This is a genomic window from Allobosea sp. P1_B10, assembly GCF_056406735.1.
Genome location: NZ_JBFTZP010000003.1, coordinates 645,199 through 661,239 on the forward strand (window position 1 = coordinate 645,199; position 16,041 = coordinate 661,239).

A 16,041-nucleotide genomic window follows, 5' to 3' on the forward strand; every position below is an offset into this window, starting at 1 on the left:
GTTGCTCAATTGATCAGAACCATCCCGCCCTTGACGATGACCGTGCCATCGCTGAGCACCTCGGTCTTCAGCGTGCTCTGGATCTTGATCGTCGGCGAGCTGATCTCGATGCTGGCCGGCAGCATCCTGATCGTGCTTTCGCCGACCGTCATGACGATCTCGTTGGAGGCCGTGATGTCGAGCTTGCCGTTCAGGATTTCGAGCTTGTCGCTGCCATCCTCCAGCGTCGTCTTGCGCGAGTATTCGCCATTGCCGGTGAAGTTCGTCGCGATCCTGCGGGTCTCGATATTCTGGACCTCGATGTCATGGTCCTTCTCGGCCCGCAGGCTCAGGCTCTCGGAGCCCTCCATGTCCTCGAACTTGATCTCGTTATAGGTGCCCGGCGCGCCGCCGCTCTTGGTCGATTCCGATTTCAGGCCCGACTGGGTCTTGTTGGCCGGCAGCTCATAGGGCGGCATGTGGACGTCGTTGACGACCGTGCCCGTGACCAGCGGCTTTTCGGGGTCGCCCTCCAGAAATTCGACGATGACCTCCTGGCCGATGCGGGGGATGATCTGTCCGCCCCAGCCCTTGCCCGACCAGAGCTGCGCGACGCGGACCCGGCAGGAGGTCGACTTCTCCTCGCGGTCCCAATGGAAGCGCAGCAGGACGCGGCCATATTCGTCGACGTCGATATCGCCCTCGGTCGTGTCATTGTCCTTGCCGACGACCTTGGCGGTATGAGGGCCCATGACGCGCGGGCCGGCTGTGGTGATCGGCGGGCGGAAGCGGCGGTCGCATTCCTGCAGTTCGTAGGAGCCGTGATAGCTCGGCGTGGCGACGCTCGTGCCGGCTCGATAGCTCTGGCCGGTCAGGCTGTGCTGCGCGCTGAGCACGAGATACTCGGCATCATCGGCCCCTGTCGGATCGGCGGTGAAGCGCATCAGCGCGCCGGGGTAGAGGCTCGGCGCCTGGCCGCTGGCGTAACGACGGTCATCGCGCGACTGCTCGGCCTCGACGCGAATGCGCGCGAGATGCTCGCCCTCCTCGCGTGTCACATAGGCGCCGGGATAGTCGTAGCTCTCATAGTCCTTGGCCTTCGGGAAACCGTGTTCGGCGCGGCTTGTCAGGTCGGACCCGGATTGCTTGAAATCATAGTCCCTGAGCTCGATCTTGCCGGTGCGCAGCCGCCTCAGCGTGGACCAGTCACTGATGTGCTCGATCGGGCGCGGTATCGTGTTGAGCGGCGACATGAAGGGATAGGCCGTGCCGGCGCCGCTATAGGAGGGCTCGGCGGCAGCCCGAACCTGCGCATGCCCAGCTTTTGAATCAGCCAGGATCAGCTTATGCCCGCCCTCGCTATGGGTGAAATAATAATAGATTCCGTATTTTTCCATGAGACGCAAAACGAAATCAAGATCGGTTTCGCGGTACTGGACGCAGTATTCAAGTGTTGGCGGCGTGTCCGTGACCTTGAATTCGAAAGATGCCTTGGCTTCCTTCTCGAAGATGGCCTTGATGATGTCGATCGGATTCTTGTCCTTGAAGATCCGGCAATCGGAGCGATGGGACAAAAGCCAGAGCCAGGGCTTGAGCGTGAACTGGTAGATGTCGAGATCGGCCTCGCGGCTCAGCCACTGCGCATTGACGAGAATACCGTTGAAAATCCTCGACTGGCCGTTCTTGAGCGTAAAGGCGACGTGGCAGTTCTCTCCGATCATCGTCTTGATGTCCGCGTTTCGCGTCGCGCTGGCCGCCTTGATGCGATAGGTAAACAGATCGCTGATACCTTCCTCGGCATCGAAGTCTATGAGCGGAAATTCATCTTTGTTTGATGGCGTCACAAAAGACGCAATTCTACCAGTCTGCTTAAGATCGGTAGACATTATCTAGACCTCATGACATCGAATATTGAATTCGGGTTGACGTGATCAGTATTTCATTCTATATGCGAGAAGGTCGTCTCTGGCGTCATCCAAATGAACGGGAAGGGCACCATGCGCAGCTACGCCGTTATCGTCCTCGGTCTTTGCGTCACCAGTTCAGTATGCGCCTTGACTCCGTTTTCGGCGAGAGCGCAGACCTACAAGGCCGACGACGTCATCAAGCATTTCGGCGGTCAGCCGCAATTGGGCATCACGCGCGGCCTGGGGCCGACGCGGGGCCTTTGCGTCGGCACCGAGGCCGAGTGCAACAAGGCCGGGCACGTCGTCGCGACGCCCTCGGCTGCAGCGTCTGCCTTCGATCTCGTGGTCAAGTTCAAGTACAATTCGGACGTCCTGGAGCCCGAAGCCAGGGTCAATCTCGACGAGTTCGCCAAGGCGCTGAACGATCCCCGGCTGGCATCGAGCAACTTCCTCGTCGAGGGCCACACCGACGCCCACGGTTCCGCGAGCTACAATCTCGACCTGTCGCAGAGGCGCGCGCAGTCGGTCGTCCGCTATCTCGGCGAGCGCGGCGTCAACGCCGCCAAGCTGCTCGCCAAGGGCTATGGCCAGAGCAAGCCGATCGTGCCGGACCCCTTCGCAGGCGATAATCGCCGTGTCGAGACGCGCCTGCGCGTCGAGTGATTGGCTGCCGGTTGCCCGCATCAGGGGGCTGGGCTGGATGAGGGGCCGGTGAGGGACCATGGCGGCTTTGAATTTCGTCGATCTCGCCGCCCTGGTCTCGCCCGAGGCGCCCTGCGGACCCGATCTCGAGGACACCCCCGATTTCATGAACGTGTCTGCGCGGCTCGAGGTCGCGCTGCCGACCTCGTTCTTCCACCGCGACGATGAGGGACGCCAGATCCCGTTCGATCGTGCGTCTCTCGATTTCGACAGCGCATTCGCCGATCTCGGCAAGCTGCTCGCGCAAACCCGTGATCTCCGGCTTTTCGTGCTGGTCGCGAAATTTGCGCTGCTGAACCGCGACGTCGCGGGCTTCGCCGACAGCCTGAAGCTGGTCGCCGACAATCTCGGGGATCACTGGGATGACTTCCATCCCAGGCCCCAGGGCGCCGATGTGATGGCGCGCGAGGTCGCGCTGCAGAGCCTCGACGACAACGCGACCGTGGTGCTGCCGCTCCAGCATGCGCCGCTGCTGACGAGCCGGCGCGTCGGCCCGCTCGCCTTTCGCAGCCAGCTCGTGGCGTCCGGCGAGACGCGGCTGGTCGAGGGCGAGCAGCATCCTGATACCGGCACGATCCAGGCCGCGCTGCTGGAGGCCGATATCGCCGATCTGACCCGCGCCCTGGAAACGATCACCACGATCAGTGATGCGCTGGCTCGCATCGCGGCGGTCTGGCTCGCAAGGACGGGCGACACGCTCAGCTTTCCGCGGCTGCAGGCCCTGACGAGTCAGATCCGCGCCTTCCTGGATGCGGCCGTCGCGCGCCGCGTCCCGGGCCATGCGGTTCAGGCCGCGCCCGAGCAAGCCGAAAGCGGCGCCGCGCCAGGAGGCGCCGTGGCAGCCGCCGGTGCCTGCACCAGCATCATCCAAGTGAAGGATGCACTGTCCAGCTGCCTGGATTACTTCCGAAGAACCGAGCCATCGAGCCCTGCGGTCTTGCTGATCGGCCAGGCACAGCATCTGATCGGGAAGTCGTTGATCGAGGTCATCCAGATCATGTTTCCGGACCACGTCGACAAGGCGATGATTGCGGTCGGGCAGGGGCTCCGCTTCCAGCTTCCGCTCGAACGCCTCGCTTCTTTCGAGGGCGAGAGCGGTGGCTTCAGCGCCGACGACGAGGGCGATGATGAGGTCGAGAGCGAGGCCTTGGAGGATGAAGGAGCGACGGCGCCAGCCAGCGCTTTTGCCACGCCGGTCGGATCGCGCAGCGAGGCCGTTTCGCGGATGGCGGCGGTTGCACGGTTCTACCGGCAGGCCGAGCCATCGCATCCGACGCCGCTGCTGATGGATAAGGCCTGCGCGCTCGCGCAGCATGATTTCATGTCCCTGCTCGGTGACATTCTGCCCGGGGTTGCAGTGGGTCCCGACGAGGAAAACTAGGTGATATCCGAGAATCCATAGAATTCGGACCACGGTCGACAAGCATTCGCGATGGAGTAGAATGGTTTTCGGCTGACGCAATGGGCTCTGGTAACGCGACAACGTTCACGAAAGAGGGAGTGCGGCGATGGCTGGTGATTCAGGTCAAAAATTCATCCGCCGCAACCGGCCCCCACGCGTCCACATCACCTACGAGGACCCCTACAACGCCGAGCAGAAGATCGAGCTGCCCTTCGTCATGGGCGTGATGGCCGATCTGTCCGGAAACGCCTCCGATGTCGAGAAAGCCGACATCACCGAGCGCAAGTTCCTCGACATCGACATGGACAATTTCGACCAGCGCATGGCGGCGATCGAGCCCGGCGTCGCCTTCACCGTGCCCAACAAGCTCGGCGACGGCGACGACAAGCTGTCCGTGGCGCTGAAGTTCAAGAAATTCGACGACTTCAACCCGGCCGCCATCGCGCGGCAGGTTCCGGCGATGGCCAAGCTGCTGGAGGCGCGCGAGCAGCTCTCCAACCTGCTGCGCTACATGGACGGCAAGATGGCGGCGAGCGACCAGATCAAGGCGCTTCTCGCAGACCCGCAACTGATGGCGGCACTCAAGGACAAGCTCGGCGACAAATCGGTCGAACCCACGCAATCCGGCAACGGCTAAATCAAGCGAGGCGGCAATGGCAGCGGAAACGCAGATCCAGGGAGCCGCCGGCGCGGCTGCCCAGGTCAAGGATGCAGATGAGTTCGCGTCGGTCCTGAAGCAGAGCTTCAAGCCGAAGACCGAAAGGGCGGCGTCCGAGGTCGAGAACGCGGTCGCCACCCTGGTCAACCAGGCTCTGGCGGATTCCACGCTCATCAAGACCGACGTGCTCGACACGATCGAGGAAATGATCGCGCGGCTCGACGCAAAACTCTCCGAGCAGATGAACGAGATCCTGCACGCACCGGTTTTCCAGCAGATCGAGGGTGCCTGGCGCGGACTGAACTATCTGGTCTTCAACTCTGAGACCGACGCGCAGCTCAAGATCAAGGTGATGAACGCCTCGAAGAACGAGCTCTACCGCAACCTCAAGAATTTTCCCGGCGCACGCTGGGACCAGAGCCCGTTGTTCAAGCAGGTCTACGAGCAGGAATTCGGCCAGCTCGGCGGCCAGCCCTTCGGTTGCCTGATCGGCGACTACCATTTCAGCCATCTGCCGACCGACGTGCAGCTGCTGCGCGACCTCTCAAAGGTTGCCTCATCCGCGCATGCGCCGTTCTTCGCCGGCGCGGACCCGACCCTGATGGGCATGGATGCCTGGACGGAACTGTCAAACCCGCGCGATCTCGGAAAAGTCTTCGACACGCCCGACTACGCGGCCTGGAAGTCGCTGCGCGATGCGGCGGATTCCCGCTATGTCGGGCTGTGCCTGCCGCGCGTGCTCTCGCGCGTGCCCTATGGCGCCAAGTCCGAGCCGGTCGAGGAGTTCGCCTTCGAGGAGGACACCGACGGCCACAAGGGCGAGAAATATGCCTGGATGAACGCGGCCTACGCGATGGCCGTCAACATCAACCGCGCCTACAAGGAATATGGCTGGTGCACGCGCATTCGCGGCGTCCAGTCCGGCGGCGAGGTCCTGAACCTGCCGACGCACACCTTCCCGACCGATGATGGCGGCATCGACCTGAAATGCCCGACCGAAATCGCGATCAGCGACCGTCGCGAGGCGGAGCTCGCGAAGTCCGGCCTGATCCCGCTGATCCACCGCAAGAACACCGACAAGGCCGCCTTCATCGGCGCGCAGTCGCTCTACAAGCCAAAGGCCTTCTTCGGGCCTGACGGCGTCGCCGCGACGGCATCCGACAACCTCTCCTCGCGGCTGCCCTACATGTTCGCGGTCTCGCGCTTCGCGCACTACCTGAAATGCATGGTTCGCGACAAGGTCGGCTCCTACAAGGAGCGCGAGCCGCTGCGGCGCTGGCTGCAGGAATGGATCACCGACTACATCGATGGCGACCCGCTCAATTCGAGCGAGGAAACCAAGGCGCGCAAGCCGCTCTCCGACGCCCGCATCGATGTCTTCGAGGACGAGGAGAACCCGGGCTACTACTCGGCCAAGTTCTATCTTCGCCCGCATTTCCAGCTCGAGGGCATGGATATCGGGCTCAGCCTCGTCTCGCGCCTGCCTGCCCCCAAGGCCTGAGACAGGCGGCTTTCAAGTCGACGCCGCCCACCTGAAAAAAACGCCAAAACCTCCTGCATTCCGATGATGTTCGGGGCCAGCTCAAGGTTCAATATCCGGACATCTACTCAACGGCAGTCCAGATCATTGATGAAATCCAACTGGGGAGAGCGTTATGGCTAGCGATTTTCTACTTGAACTCGATGGCATCAAGGGCGAAAGCCAGGACTCCAAGCACAAGGATTTCATCGAGATCGAATCCTTCTCCTGGGGCGTGACCAATTCAGGCAGCCATGCCTCGGGCGGTGGAGGCGGCGCTGGCAAGGCCAACTACCAGGACCTGCATTTCACCACCAAGGTCAATAAGTCTTCCCCGAACCTGATGGTTGCCTGCGCGACCGGCCAGCACATCAAGAAGGGCAAGCTCATCGTCCGCAAGCATGGCGGCAAGCAGGAAGAATACTACGTCATCTCGCTCGATGACCTGCTGGTCTCGAGCTACCAGTCGGGCGATGCGGTCGGCGGCGATACCATTCCCACGGATCAGTTCTCGCTCAACTTCGCCAAGATCAAGTTCGAGTACAGCCCGCAGAAGGCCGACGGTTCGCTCGATGCCGCGATCACGGGTGGCTACGACCTGAAGGCCAACAAGAAGCTCTGACCGTCAGGGCAAGTAAAGCGGGCGGGAGCCGATCTCCCGCTCGCAGATCCCACAGCCGCGGACGGTCAAAGCGCGGCATTTCGGGCGAGAGAGCCCGGCGGCGTTCCCATGAGGATTGTGTTGGATGGCGATCATGACGCAGCGTCGGCCACGTCCCTGCCTCGGTTGCCGCCGGTCGCTCGCCAGCCCGGCTGGAGGCGCGCGCTGATGGATGCCAGGCTCAAGAACCGGTTGCGCCCGCCCTTGATGTTCGCCTTTCGCGAGGCGCATCGCCAGAAGGACGCTCGCACGCCACTCGACCTGCGCAGCGAGGGCGGCGAGCGCATTCTGGCGGGCCGCCGCGCCGCGCCGCGCGCCGCGATCACCGAACAGAAGCTGCGCCAGGAGATCGCGCTCGATCTCGAGACGCTGGTGAACACCGTCAATCTGGGCTCGTCGATCGATCTGACGCGTCACGCGGATGTCGCCCGCTCAGTACTCAACCACGGCTTCCCGGACATCACCCATCGCTCGATCGACGAATATCGCGTCAACGCGATCAAGGACGAACTGGCGGATGTGCTCGTCGCCTATGAGCCGCGCCTGATCAAGCGCTCCGTGGCCGTCGAGCGCGACGACGGCCTCGACCCCGCCGAGCTGAAAATCCGCTTCGTCGTGCGGGCCGACCTCAATTGCGAGCCGCTGAACATACCGATCCAGTTCATCGCCGATGTCGAACTCGACACCGGCAAGATCGCGATCAGGAACCGATAGCCGCCGATGAACCAGGAGTTTCTCGACTTCTACAATCAGGAACTGCGGCTCTTCACCGAGCATACCAAGGAATTTGCCGAGGAGTTCCCCGGCATCGCCGAGCGCCTCGGTGGGCTAGTCGGAGAGCGCATGGACCCAATGGTCGGCGGGCTGCTGGAGGGCGCGGCCTTCCTCGCCGCCCGCGTCCAGCTCAAGCTGAAGCACGAGTTTCCCGAGTTCACCAACAACCTGCTCGAGCAGCTGCTGCCGAACTATCTCGCGCCGACGCCATCGGCACTGCTCGCCGGCATCAAGCCTGCCTTCTCCGATCCCGGCCTGCGCGAGGGCGTGCGCATCAAGCGCGGCGCCTATCTCGACGCGACCTATCTGGAGCGCGACCGTCGCGTCGCCTGCCGCTACCGGCTCGCCTCGGACGTGACGCTCTGGCCCTTCGATATCGTCGCAGCCGAGTACATGGCAGCGCCTGCGGCCTTGCAGGCGCTAGGCCTGCCCACCGATGCGGGCGGCCTGTCTGGCCTGCGGCTGTCGCTGACGCACCGCATGATGGTCGATGTCGAGGACGAGCCCCCGCCATCTGTCTCGGCCAAGCAGCCGCAGAGCTGGTTTGCCGGCTGCAATGCCCGGGAACTCAGGGTCCACCTGCTCGGCACCGAGGCCGACGCGATTGCGCTCTACGAGCAGCTCTTCGCCGATTGCATCGGTATCTACTTCCGCCACCTCGACGCCTTCGGGGATCCGGTGATCACCTCCGGCGCGGAGTGCGCGCTCGAGCAGATCGGCTTCGACGAGAGCGAAGCGCTGCTGCCGGCCGACAGTCGGGCCTTTCGCGGCTTCGAACTGCTGCGCGAGCTGTTCTGGTTCCCGCGCAAATTCCTCGGGTTCCGGCTCGACGGGCTGGCGCGCATCATGCCGCGCCTCAAGGCCAAGACTGTCGAGATCATTTTCGTCTTCGACGAGGTCAATGCCCGGCTGGCGGCGGCGGTCAGCCGCGAGATGTTCGCGCTCTATGCGGTGCCGGCCGTCAATCTGTTCGAGAAGACCACCGACCGTATCCAGGTCCGCTCCAACGAGCACGAGTACCATGTCGTTCCCGACCGGAGCCGGCCGCTCGACTATGAGCCGCACAGCATCCTCGAGGTCTTTGCCCATTATGTCGGTGGGCGCGAGAAGCAGCCGGTTCACCCGCTCTATTCCTCGCCCGAGGGTGCATCCCCGACGCAAGGGCTGCTCTACACCCAGCGCCGCCTGCCGCGCCGGCGTTCGAGTGCCGAGCGTCGCTATGGCCGGGCGTCCGATTACACCGGCACCGAGATGTTCATCTCGCTGGCGGAGCCTGCGGTCGTCGGCGACGCGGTCTCGGTCGCCGAGCTCAGCGTCAAGGCCTTGTGCTCGAACCGGCATCTCACCGAGCATCTGCCGACGGGAGCAGGCGGCGCCGATTTCCGCCTGCTCGACAGCGTCTCACTCGACATCGCCTGCCTCTCGGGGCCGACGCCGCCGCGCGAGCCGATCGTTTCCCAGCTCAAATTGCGCGCCGAGACTGCAAGCACAGGCGTTATCGCCTGGCGCCTGATCAACCTCCTCAGCCTGAACCAGCTCGGCCTGGTGCAGCGCGGTGCCGGGCGCAATGGCGAGGCCCTGCGCGAACTGCTCTCGCTCTTCGCCGATCTCTCCGACAGCGCGGTCGAGCGCCGCATCCGCGGCATCAAGAGCGTCGACAGCCAGGCGGTGGTCCGACGCTTTCCGCAGCGCGCCGGGACCGGTGCGGCGCGCGGCCTCGAAATCGTCGTCACGCTCGAGGAAAAGGCTTTCGAGGGCAGCGGCGTGTTCCTGCTGGGGGCGGTGCTCGATCGCTTCCTCTCCGAATACGCGGCGATGAACCACTTCACCCAGACGGTCATCCGCACCGTCGAGCGTGGTGAGGTCATGCGCTGGCCGCCGCGCGCCGGCAGCAGGCGCATCCTGTGAGCGGCGCGCCCGAGCAGGCGGAGGACGCCCCCTTCCTTGGCCGGCTCAAGGCCGAGCCCTGGCGTTTCGACTTCTACGCCGTGATGCGCCGACTGGAACGCAGCTTTCCCGAGCGGCCGCGCATCGGCGATGCCGCCTCGCGTCGCGACGAATACATCGCGCTGGGCGAGCAGGCCTTTCTGGATTTCGCGGCCTCGACGATCGCCGAGGCCGACGAGGACGGGCAGGGGCGCCTGCGTCTCTTCGTCAAGTTCCTGGGGCTGCTGGGGCCACAGGGCGCGCTGCCCCTCGCCACCACCGAAGAAACCTACCAGTGGCAGCTCGCCCATGACGAGGCCTTTCCGCGCTTCCTCGACATCCTGAACCACCGCTTCCTGCAGCTCTTCTATCGCGCTTGGGCGGATTCACGGCCCGTGGCCCAGCATGACCGGCCGGAACTCGACCGTTTTTCCGCCTACGTAGGAAGCATGATCGGGCTGGGCTCGAAGCCCTACCTGAAGCGCGACAGCGTGCCCGATCCCGAAAAGCTCGCTCATGCCGGCCTGCTCGGCGCGCAGGCAAAGTCGGCCTCGCGCCTGCGCGGCTTCCTGGCCGGGCTGTTCAAGGCGGAGGTCGAGATCGAGCAGTTTGTCGGCATGCGGCTCGTCTTCGACCCCGCCGACCGGACGCGGCTCGGCGCGCGCCATTGCAGCCTCGGCAGCGACGCTCTGCTTGGCGCCAGTGTCTACAGCGTCGAGGACAAGTTCCGCATCCGCATCGTGGCGCGCGACCTCGAGCAGTTCCGCCGCTTTCTGCCCAGCGGCGACCGCTGCGAGCCCCTGGCCGACGCGGTGTTCTTCCATCTCGGCGAGCAGTTTGAATGGGATGTCGAGCTGGCCTTGCCGGTCGGCGCGGTCGAGCCCGTCACGCTCGGGCACTCGGGAAACCTCGGCTGGACGAGCTGGATGGCGCCCAACTGGAGCGAGAGCCAAGGCGCGCTGCGGCGCGACGCACGTTTCCATCCCGCCGAACGCATGCGGCACAAGCGCAACCTCGAGGCTCAAGGCGGCCTCCAGGCCCGCGCAGGATAGGGGAAAGCCATGGCCGACATCAGCTTGGAAGCCGTCACAGGCAAGCTCAACCGGGTCGGCTACGAGGCCTTCATCCTGGCGCTGCGGCAGGCTAAGGGCGCCGGCAACCGCAATGTCGAGCTGGCGCATTGGCTCTCGCAGATCCTGCAGCAGCGCGCCACCGACATCGCCCTGACAGCCGATCACTACGGGTTGGACCGGGCGCGGCTGCTCGCCGATGTCGGGGCCGTCGTCGAGGGCTTCCGCAAGAACGAGACCGAGATGCCCGGCGTCTCGAATGGTGTCGTCGATCTGCTCGACCGCGGCTGGCACTACGCCACCCTGTTCTTCGGCGAGACACAGATCAGGACCGGCCACGCGCTGGTCGCGGCGCTGAAATCGCTCGAATTGCGGCGCGCCCTGGTCGCGGCCTCGAAGGAGTTCGCAAAAATCCCGGTCGAGGATCTGGCGGCCGGCTACGCCAAGATCTGGGAGGGCTCGGAGGAGGAAAACCTGCGGCCGATGGACGGCTCGGGCCTGCGCGCCGCCGGCACGCCCGGCGCCGAGGCCGCGGCCGAGGGCGCCAAGGGCACCACCGCGCTCGACCGCTTCTCGCAGGACCTCACAGTCAAGGCGCGCTCGGGCGAGATGGACCCGATCCTGGGCCGCGACGACGAGATCCGCCAGGTCATCGACGTTCTGATGCGCCGGCGCCAGAACAATCCGATCCTCACCGGCGAGGCCGGCGTCGGCAAGACCGCGATCGCCGAGGGCTTCGCCCAGCGCGTCGCGTCGGGCGACGTGCCGCCCCCGCTGCGCAATGTCAGGGTCTGCGCGCTCGATATCGGCCTGATGCAGGCCGGCGCCTCGATGAAGGGCGAGTTCGAGCAACGCCTGCGCTCTGTCATCGACGAGGTCCAGTCCTCGCCGACGCCGGTGATCCTGTTCATCGACGAGGCGCATACCCTGATCGGTGCGGGCGGCCCGGCCGGCACGGGAGACGCCGCCAACCTGCTCAAGCCCGCTCTGGCGCGCGGAACCTTGCGCACCATCGCGGCGACGACCTGGTCGGAATACCGCCAGTACTTCGAAAAGGACCCGGCGTTGACGCGCCGCTTTCAGCCGGTGCAGGTCGACGAGCCCGATGTCGCGCGCTGCTGCACCATGCTGCGCGGCCTGATCGGGCCGATGGAAAAGCACCACAAGGTGCGCATTTCCGACGCCGCCATCGTTGCGGCGGTGCATCTCTCCTCGCGCTACATCCCGGCGCGGCAACTGCCCGACAAGGCGGTCAGCCTGCTGGACACCGCCTGCGCACGCGTCGCCATCAGCCAGAGCGCGACGCCGGCTGCGATCGAGGATGCGCGTGTCGGCATCGCGGCGCTGGAGCAGGAAAAGGCGGCGCTGACCTCCGATCGGGACCTGGGAAGCACGACCGATATCCGGCTCGCCGAGATCGAGGCGGAGATCGCCGAACGGACTGCGAAGCTCGCTGCGCTCGAGGCCGCCTGGGCGAGCGAACTGGCTGTCGTCGAGGAGATCAAGGCGCTGCGCGCCAAATTGGGCGACCCCGCCAATGCCGGAGCGGATCCGAACTCGGAGGTTGCGCGGCATTCCGCGACCGACGGCGCTGGCGCGCCTGCCGGCGCCGCACAGGAGCTTGCGCCGGAGCCGGCCATCGACCCTGCAGCCACACGCGCCTCCCTTAGTAAGCGCTTCGCCGCCTTGGGCGAGATCGATCCCGCCCACCGCATGATCTACGCCCATGTCGATGAGCAGTCCGTCGCCTCCGTCGTCTCCGACTGGACCGGGATCCCGGTCGGCCGGATGGTCAAGGACGAGATCGAGACGGTTCTGAATCTCGCCGAAACCCTGAACAAGCGCGTCGTCGGCCAGGGACACGGCATCTCGATGATCGCCAAGCGCATCGAGACCAGCCGCGCCAAGCTCGACAATCCCAACAAGCCGATCGGCGTGTTCATGCTCTGCGGCCCCTCCGGCGTCGGCAAGACCGAGACGGCCTTGGCGCTGGCGGAATCGCTCTATGGCGGTGAGCAGAACGTCATCACCATCAATATGAGCGAGTTCCAGGAGGCCCACACGGTCTCGACGCTGAAGGGCGCCCCTCCGGGCTATGTCGGCTATGGCGAGGGTGGGCGACTGACCGAAGCCGTGCGGCGGAAACCTTATTCGGTGGTGCTGCTCGACGAGGTCGAAAAAGCCCATCCGGATGTCCATGAACTGTTCTTCCAGGTCTTCGACAAGGGCCAGATGGAGGACGGCACCGGCCGCCGCATCGACTTCAAGAACACGCTGATCATCCTGACCTCGAATGTCGGCACCGACGAGATCATGCGCATGGCCGGCGACCCCGTTAAGAGGCCCGATCCCGAGGCGCTGGCGGTGGCGCTGCGCCCGGCGTTGCTGAAAGTGTTTCCGCCAGCACTGATCGGACGCCTGGTCGTGATCCCCTATTATCCGCTCTCGCCCGACATGTTGGGAGGCATCGTCCGGCTGCAGCTCAACCGCATCGGCAAGCGCCTGCGCGACAACCACGGCGCGGGCTTCGCTTACGACGATGCGGTGGTCGAGCAGATCGTGGCGCAGTGCAACGACCCCGATTCCGGTGGGCGCATGATCGACAACATCATCACCAACGCGATGTTGCCGGCGCTGTCGCGCCAGATCCTCAACCTCCAGATCGAGAAGAAACCGCTCGTCGAGGCAAGCGTCGCGGTCGAGGAGGGGGCCTTTGTCTACCGCTGCGCCTGACGTCTGACTGGTGCGTTCGTGGCTTCTCCAGGGATGCGGCCGGGCATCGCCCAACCTGACTTTGAGGCCCTGCTTGGTCCTGAAGTCGACCGCCTCACGTCGTTCCGTGAGGTGATTGAAGCCTCGAGAGAACAAGGAGCTGACCATGCCCCATTTTGTCGGTATTCCCGCGACAGCGAACAGCCCGGGTTTGAGCAGTTTGGCCCTGAAAGACTCTTCGGGAAACGCCGCCGTCGCGGTTTGGGCCGCTGGTATGGACTGGACGATCCAGCTGTGCGCGCCCGGAAATGCGTATGTGTCGATTCCCAGCAATCGCTTTCAATCGCCGCCAGCGTATAAAAAGGACGCAAATCGGCATGTGTATTTCATGCTGCGAGGATTGAAGGCCGGCGACAATATCGCGGCCTATGACTCGTCAGGCAGGCCACAAACAGCTGCTTTGCCAATAAATTTTGTTTCGACCGACCGCCCATCGAACAATCTGGCGGCGCGGCCAAGCGCTTTTTCTTCGAAGTTGATCTTGAATCCTGCAGGTGCAGAGCAAGCTGACCTCAAGACGACCGGCCCGGATTGGGTCACCGGCATCGAAAAAGTGATAAAATACATTCTCGCAAATGAAATGGGCAGGCTGATCGTTAACTCTCTGCCGGGAAACGTCAATATATTCCCGTTTTTGTCTGGAGAGCAGAATGCCAATTCCGCCGTCCAGTTCTCGCCGCGGAATTTTTCCGGCAGCTTGGCGCCGGGCGCTCAACCAAACGAGATCCTATTTCATGAATTGTGCCACGTCGCGGATGGCACGTTAGGAACATATGTCGACTTGATTGATCCGGACGTCGCGTTGCCTTTTCAGTATGACAAGTTTGATTTCTTCTCCGTCAACGCGACCAACGTATACGCGTCCATGAGAGGGCGGCCGCTTAGGAAGGATCATTTGAATTTCCAGAATATGCCGGCAAAATACAAGGACTTCGACCAGTTTTGGGCTTTTGCGAAGCCGAACTTGGATAAGCTTCGAGCGGCCAAACCCATTTTATACGGGCATGTAAGCGCCATTAACGCGCCTTGGAACCCGTTCTGATGCTGTAATCTGCGACGCTCGCGACGGGCGCTTTCAGATGTTGAGTACGCTTGATCCGGGCGCGTACCGGTGGCGGATAATAGCAGACTGGGGAGGCCGCATCATGTCTCTGCCAAAGCCGCGGCGGTTGCACCCACGCAGTCGTCCGCGCGCTGGGACGCTGTATCCACACGTGATGTGTAGTGCGACGTTCCGGATCGGCAAGTCCGTCAATTGTACCACGAGGCAGTCGAACCGGATCGTTGCGAGCACACTCGTCCAAAACCGGGCATAATGCTGCATGAGTGAAGATCGGGGCGGCACCATGCAGCCTGTTCGCCTGAAAAGCCGTGCTGGCGGGGCGATGCGCCAGCCAACCTCCGTACGTCCCGGCGAATCGCGCCGGCCAGGGAGCCGCAGTCGCTCGCCACGCGGCAGATGGGCTTCGGCCGTCCTCATTGCGCTGATGATCGTCGCGCTCGGCTGGGCTGCGATCGCGACGTATCTGCTCGTCGCGGAGAGGGCCGTCGTCGCGACGCTGCGGCAGGAGCAGGCCTTCTCCCAGGCTCGCAACGAAGAGCGGGAGCGTGTCTGGACCCGCCGCCTGGTCGGCGCGATCCTGACACAGGGTCCGGCCGGGTCGCAGGCTGCGGGTGCAGAGGGTGCGCCGGACCATCTTGCCGACCTGATCGCGCGTCAGGTCGAGCTGGAAACACGCCAGAACCTGCTCGGCGCCATCACAAACCAGGCGCTGGCGCCGATCCTGCCGCCCCCGGGCGCGCAAGCGCCGGCGGCCGGATCCGGCAGGCTTGCGGTCAACGACCTCGCTCCCGCCAACATCCTCGACCGCGTAGCGCCGAACGCCGCGGCGCCTTTGCGCAATCAGGTAGCGACCAGCCTGCGGGCCGGCGAGACGCTCGCTCTGACGGAGCGGATCACGATTCTCGGCGCGTCGCTGGACCGTGTCGACGGCGCGCAGGCCCGGCAGGTGTCGGCGCTTGGGGCGGGGCTTGCCGCGCGTGTCCAAGAGGTCAGGGCTGGCCTTGCCGAGCTTGGTCTCGACCCTGCCCGGCTAAGGTTACCGCCGGCGAGGGCAGCGATTGGCGGGCCGCTCGTCCCGTTGTCGGCTGCGTCACGCCCGGGCAACTTCGAGCACAGGCTGGCACAGCTCAATGACGGCCTGACGGTGTTCGGTCGCTGGCGCGATCTGGCGCTGATCGTGCCGTTGCAGCGACCGCTAGATGGCGATGACAGCACGACAAGCAATTTCGGCTCGCGCTCCGATCCGTTCACAGGGTCCGACGCAATGCATGCCGGCATGGATTTTCGCGCCACGACCGGCACGCCGATCAGGGCCGCCGGCGCAGGAAAAGTGCTGCGCGCCGAGGTCGCTGGCGGTTATGGCAACCTCGTCGAGATCGACCATGGCAATGGCCTGACAACGCGTTACGGCCATCTCAACGCCTTCGACGTCAAGGCCGGCGACATCGTCGCAGCAGGCGTGGTCATAGGCCGGGCAGGGTCGACCGGCCGCTCGACCGGGCCGCATCTCCACTATGAGACACGGCGCGGCGACGAGGCGTTGAACCCGCTGACATTCATCCTGACGGGCGATCGCTTTGCGAAGGACCTCACCGCGCGCCCCTGAAA

Annotated in this window: 12 protein-coding genes; 11 read left to right on the forward strand and 1 reads right to left on the reverse strand. The window is 64.2% G+C overall.

Annotation, left to right across the window (positions count from 1 at the left end):
* Positions 1 to 5: 5 nt before the first annotated feature.
* Positions 6 to 1,823: a type VI secretion system Vgr family protein gene (locus tag AC1D2L_RS10480; protein ID WP_476845795.1), complete on the reverse strand. Its 1,818-nt coding sequence runs from the start codon at positions 1,821 to 1,823 to the stop codon at positions 6 to 8.
* Between the two features lie 153 nt (positions 1,824 to 1,976).
* On the opposite strand from AC1D2L_RS10480, the gene AC1D2L_RS10485 reads away from it, so the two are divergent.
* From AC1D2L_RS10485 to AC1D2L_RS10535, 11 genes are all read left to right on the forward strand, one after another.
* Positions 1,977 to 2,549, forward strand: a complete 573-nt coding sequence (locus AC1D2L_RS10485) for an OmpA family protein (protein WP_476845796.1) — start codon at positions 1,977 to 1,979, stop codon at positions 2,547 to 2,549.
* Positions 2,550 to 2,607: 58 nt separating this feature from the next.
* Entirely contained in the window at positions 2,608 to 3,969 is a 1,362-nt protein-coding gene (locus tag AC1D2L_RS10490; protein ID WP_476845797.1) for a type VI secretion system protein TssA, read from the forward strand.
* Positions 3,970 to 4,096: 127 nt separating this feature from the next.
* Positions 4,097 to 4,627: a type VI secretion system contractile sheath small subunit gene (gene tssB, locus AC1D2L_RS10495; RefSeq protein WP_476845798.1), complete on the forward strand. Its 531-nt coding sequence runs from the start codon at positions 4,097 to 4,099 to the stop codon at positions 4,625 to 4,627.
* A 16-nt stretch (positions 4,628 to 4,643) separates the two neighbouring features.
* A complete protein-coding gene (tssC, locus tag AC1D2L_RS10500) occupies positions 4,644 to 6,149 on the forward strand; it encodes a type VI secretion system contractile sheath large subunit (RefSeq protein ID WP_476845799.1) in 1,506 nt (501 codons plus the stop codon).
* A 154-nt stretch (positions 6,150 to 6,303) separates the two neighbouring features.
* Complete coding sequence (locus AC1D2L_RS10505) at positions 6,304 to 6,789, forward strand: Hcp family type VI secretion system effector (RefSeq protein WP_476845800.1); 486 nt, start codon at positions 6,304 to 6,306, stop codon at positions 6,787 to 6,789.
* A gap of 207 nt (positions 6,790 to 6,996) precedes the next feature.
* The gene (locus AC1D2L_RS10510) at positions 6,997 to 7,542 is read left to right on the forward strand and encodes a type VI secretion system baseplate subunit TssE (RefSeq protein ID WP_476845801.1); all 546 of its coding nucleotides are present in this window, start codon (positions 6,997 to 6,999) and stop codon (positions 7,540 to 7,542) included.
* Positions 7,543 to 7,548: 6 nt separating this feature from the next.
* Positions 7,549 to 9,510 carry a type VI secretion system baseplate subunit TssF gene (gene tssF / locus AC1D2L_RS10515; RefSeq protein ID WP_476845802.1) on the forward strand — a complete coding sequence of 654 codons (1,962 nt, stop codon included), beginning with the start codon at positions 7,549 to 7,551 and terminating at the stop codon, positions 9,508 to 9,510.
* A complete protein-coding gene (tssG, locus tag AC1D2L_RS10520; RefSeq protein ID WP_476845803.1) occupies positions 9,507 to 10,580 on the forward strand; it encodes a type VI secretion system baseplate subunit TssG in 1,074 nt (357 codons plus the stop codon). The genes tssF and tssG overlap by 4 nt, the downstream gene beginning before the upstream one ends.
* A gap of 9 nt (positions 10,581 to 10,589) precedes the next feature.
* Positions 10,590 to 13,331: a type VI secretion system ATPase TssH gene (gene tssH / locus AC1D2L_RS10525; RefSeq protein WP_476845804.1), complete on the forward strand. Its 2,742-nt coding sequence runs from the start codon at positions 10,590 to 10,592 to the stop codon at positions 13,329 to 13,331.
* Positions 13,332 to 13,476: 145 nt separating this feature from the next.
* Positions 13,477 to 14,412 carry a type III secretion system effector protein gene (locus tag AC1D2L_RS10530; RefSeq protein WP_476845805.1) on the forward strand — a complete coding sequence of 312 codons (936 nt, stop codon included), beginning with the start codon at positions 13,477 to 13,479 and terminating at the stop codon, positions 14,410 to 14,412.
* A gap of 445 nt (positions 14,413 to 14,857) precedes the next feature.
* Positions 14,858 to 16,039 carry a M23 family metallopeptidase gene (locus AC1D2L_RS10535; RefSeq protein WP_476845806.1) on the forward strand — a complete coding sequence of 394 codons (1,182 nt, stop codon included), beginning with the start codon at positions 14,858 to 14,860 and terminating at the stop codon, positions 16,037 to 16,039.
* The last annotated feature ends 2 nt before the right edge of the window (positions 16,040 to 16,041 follow it).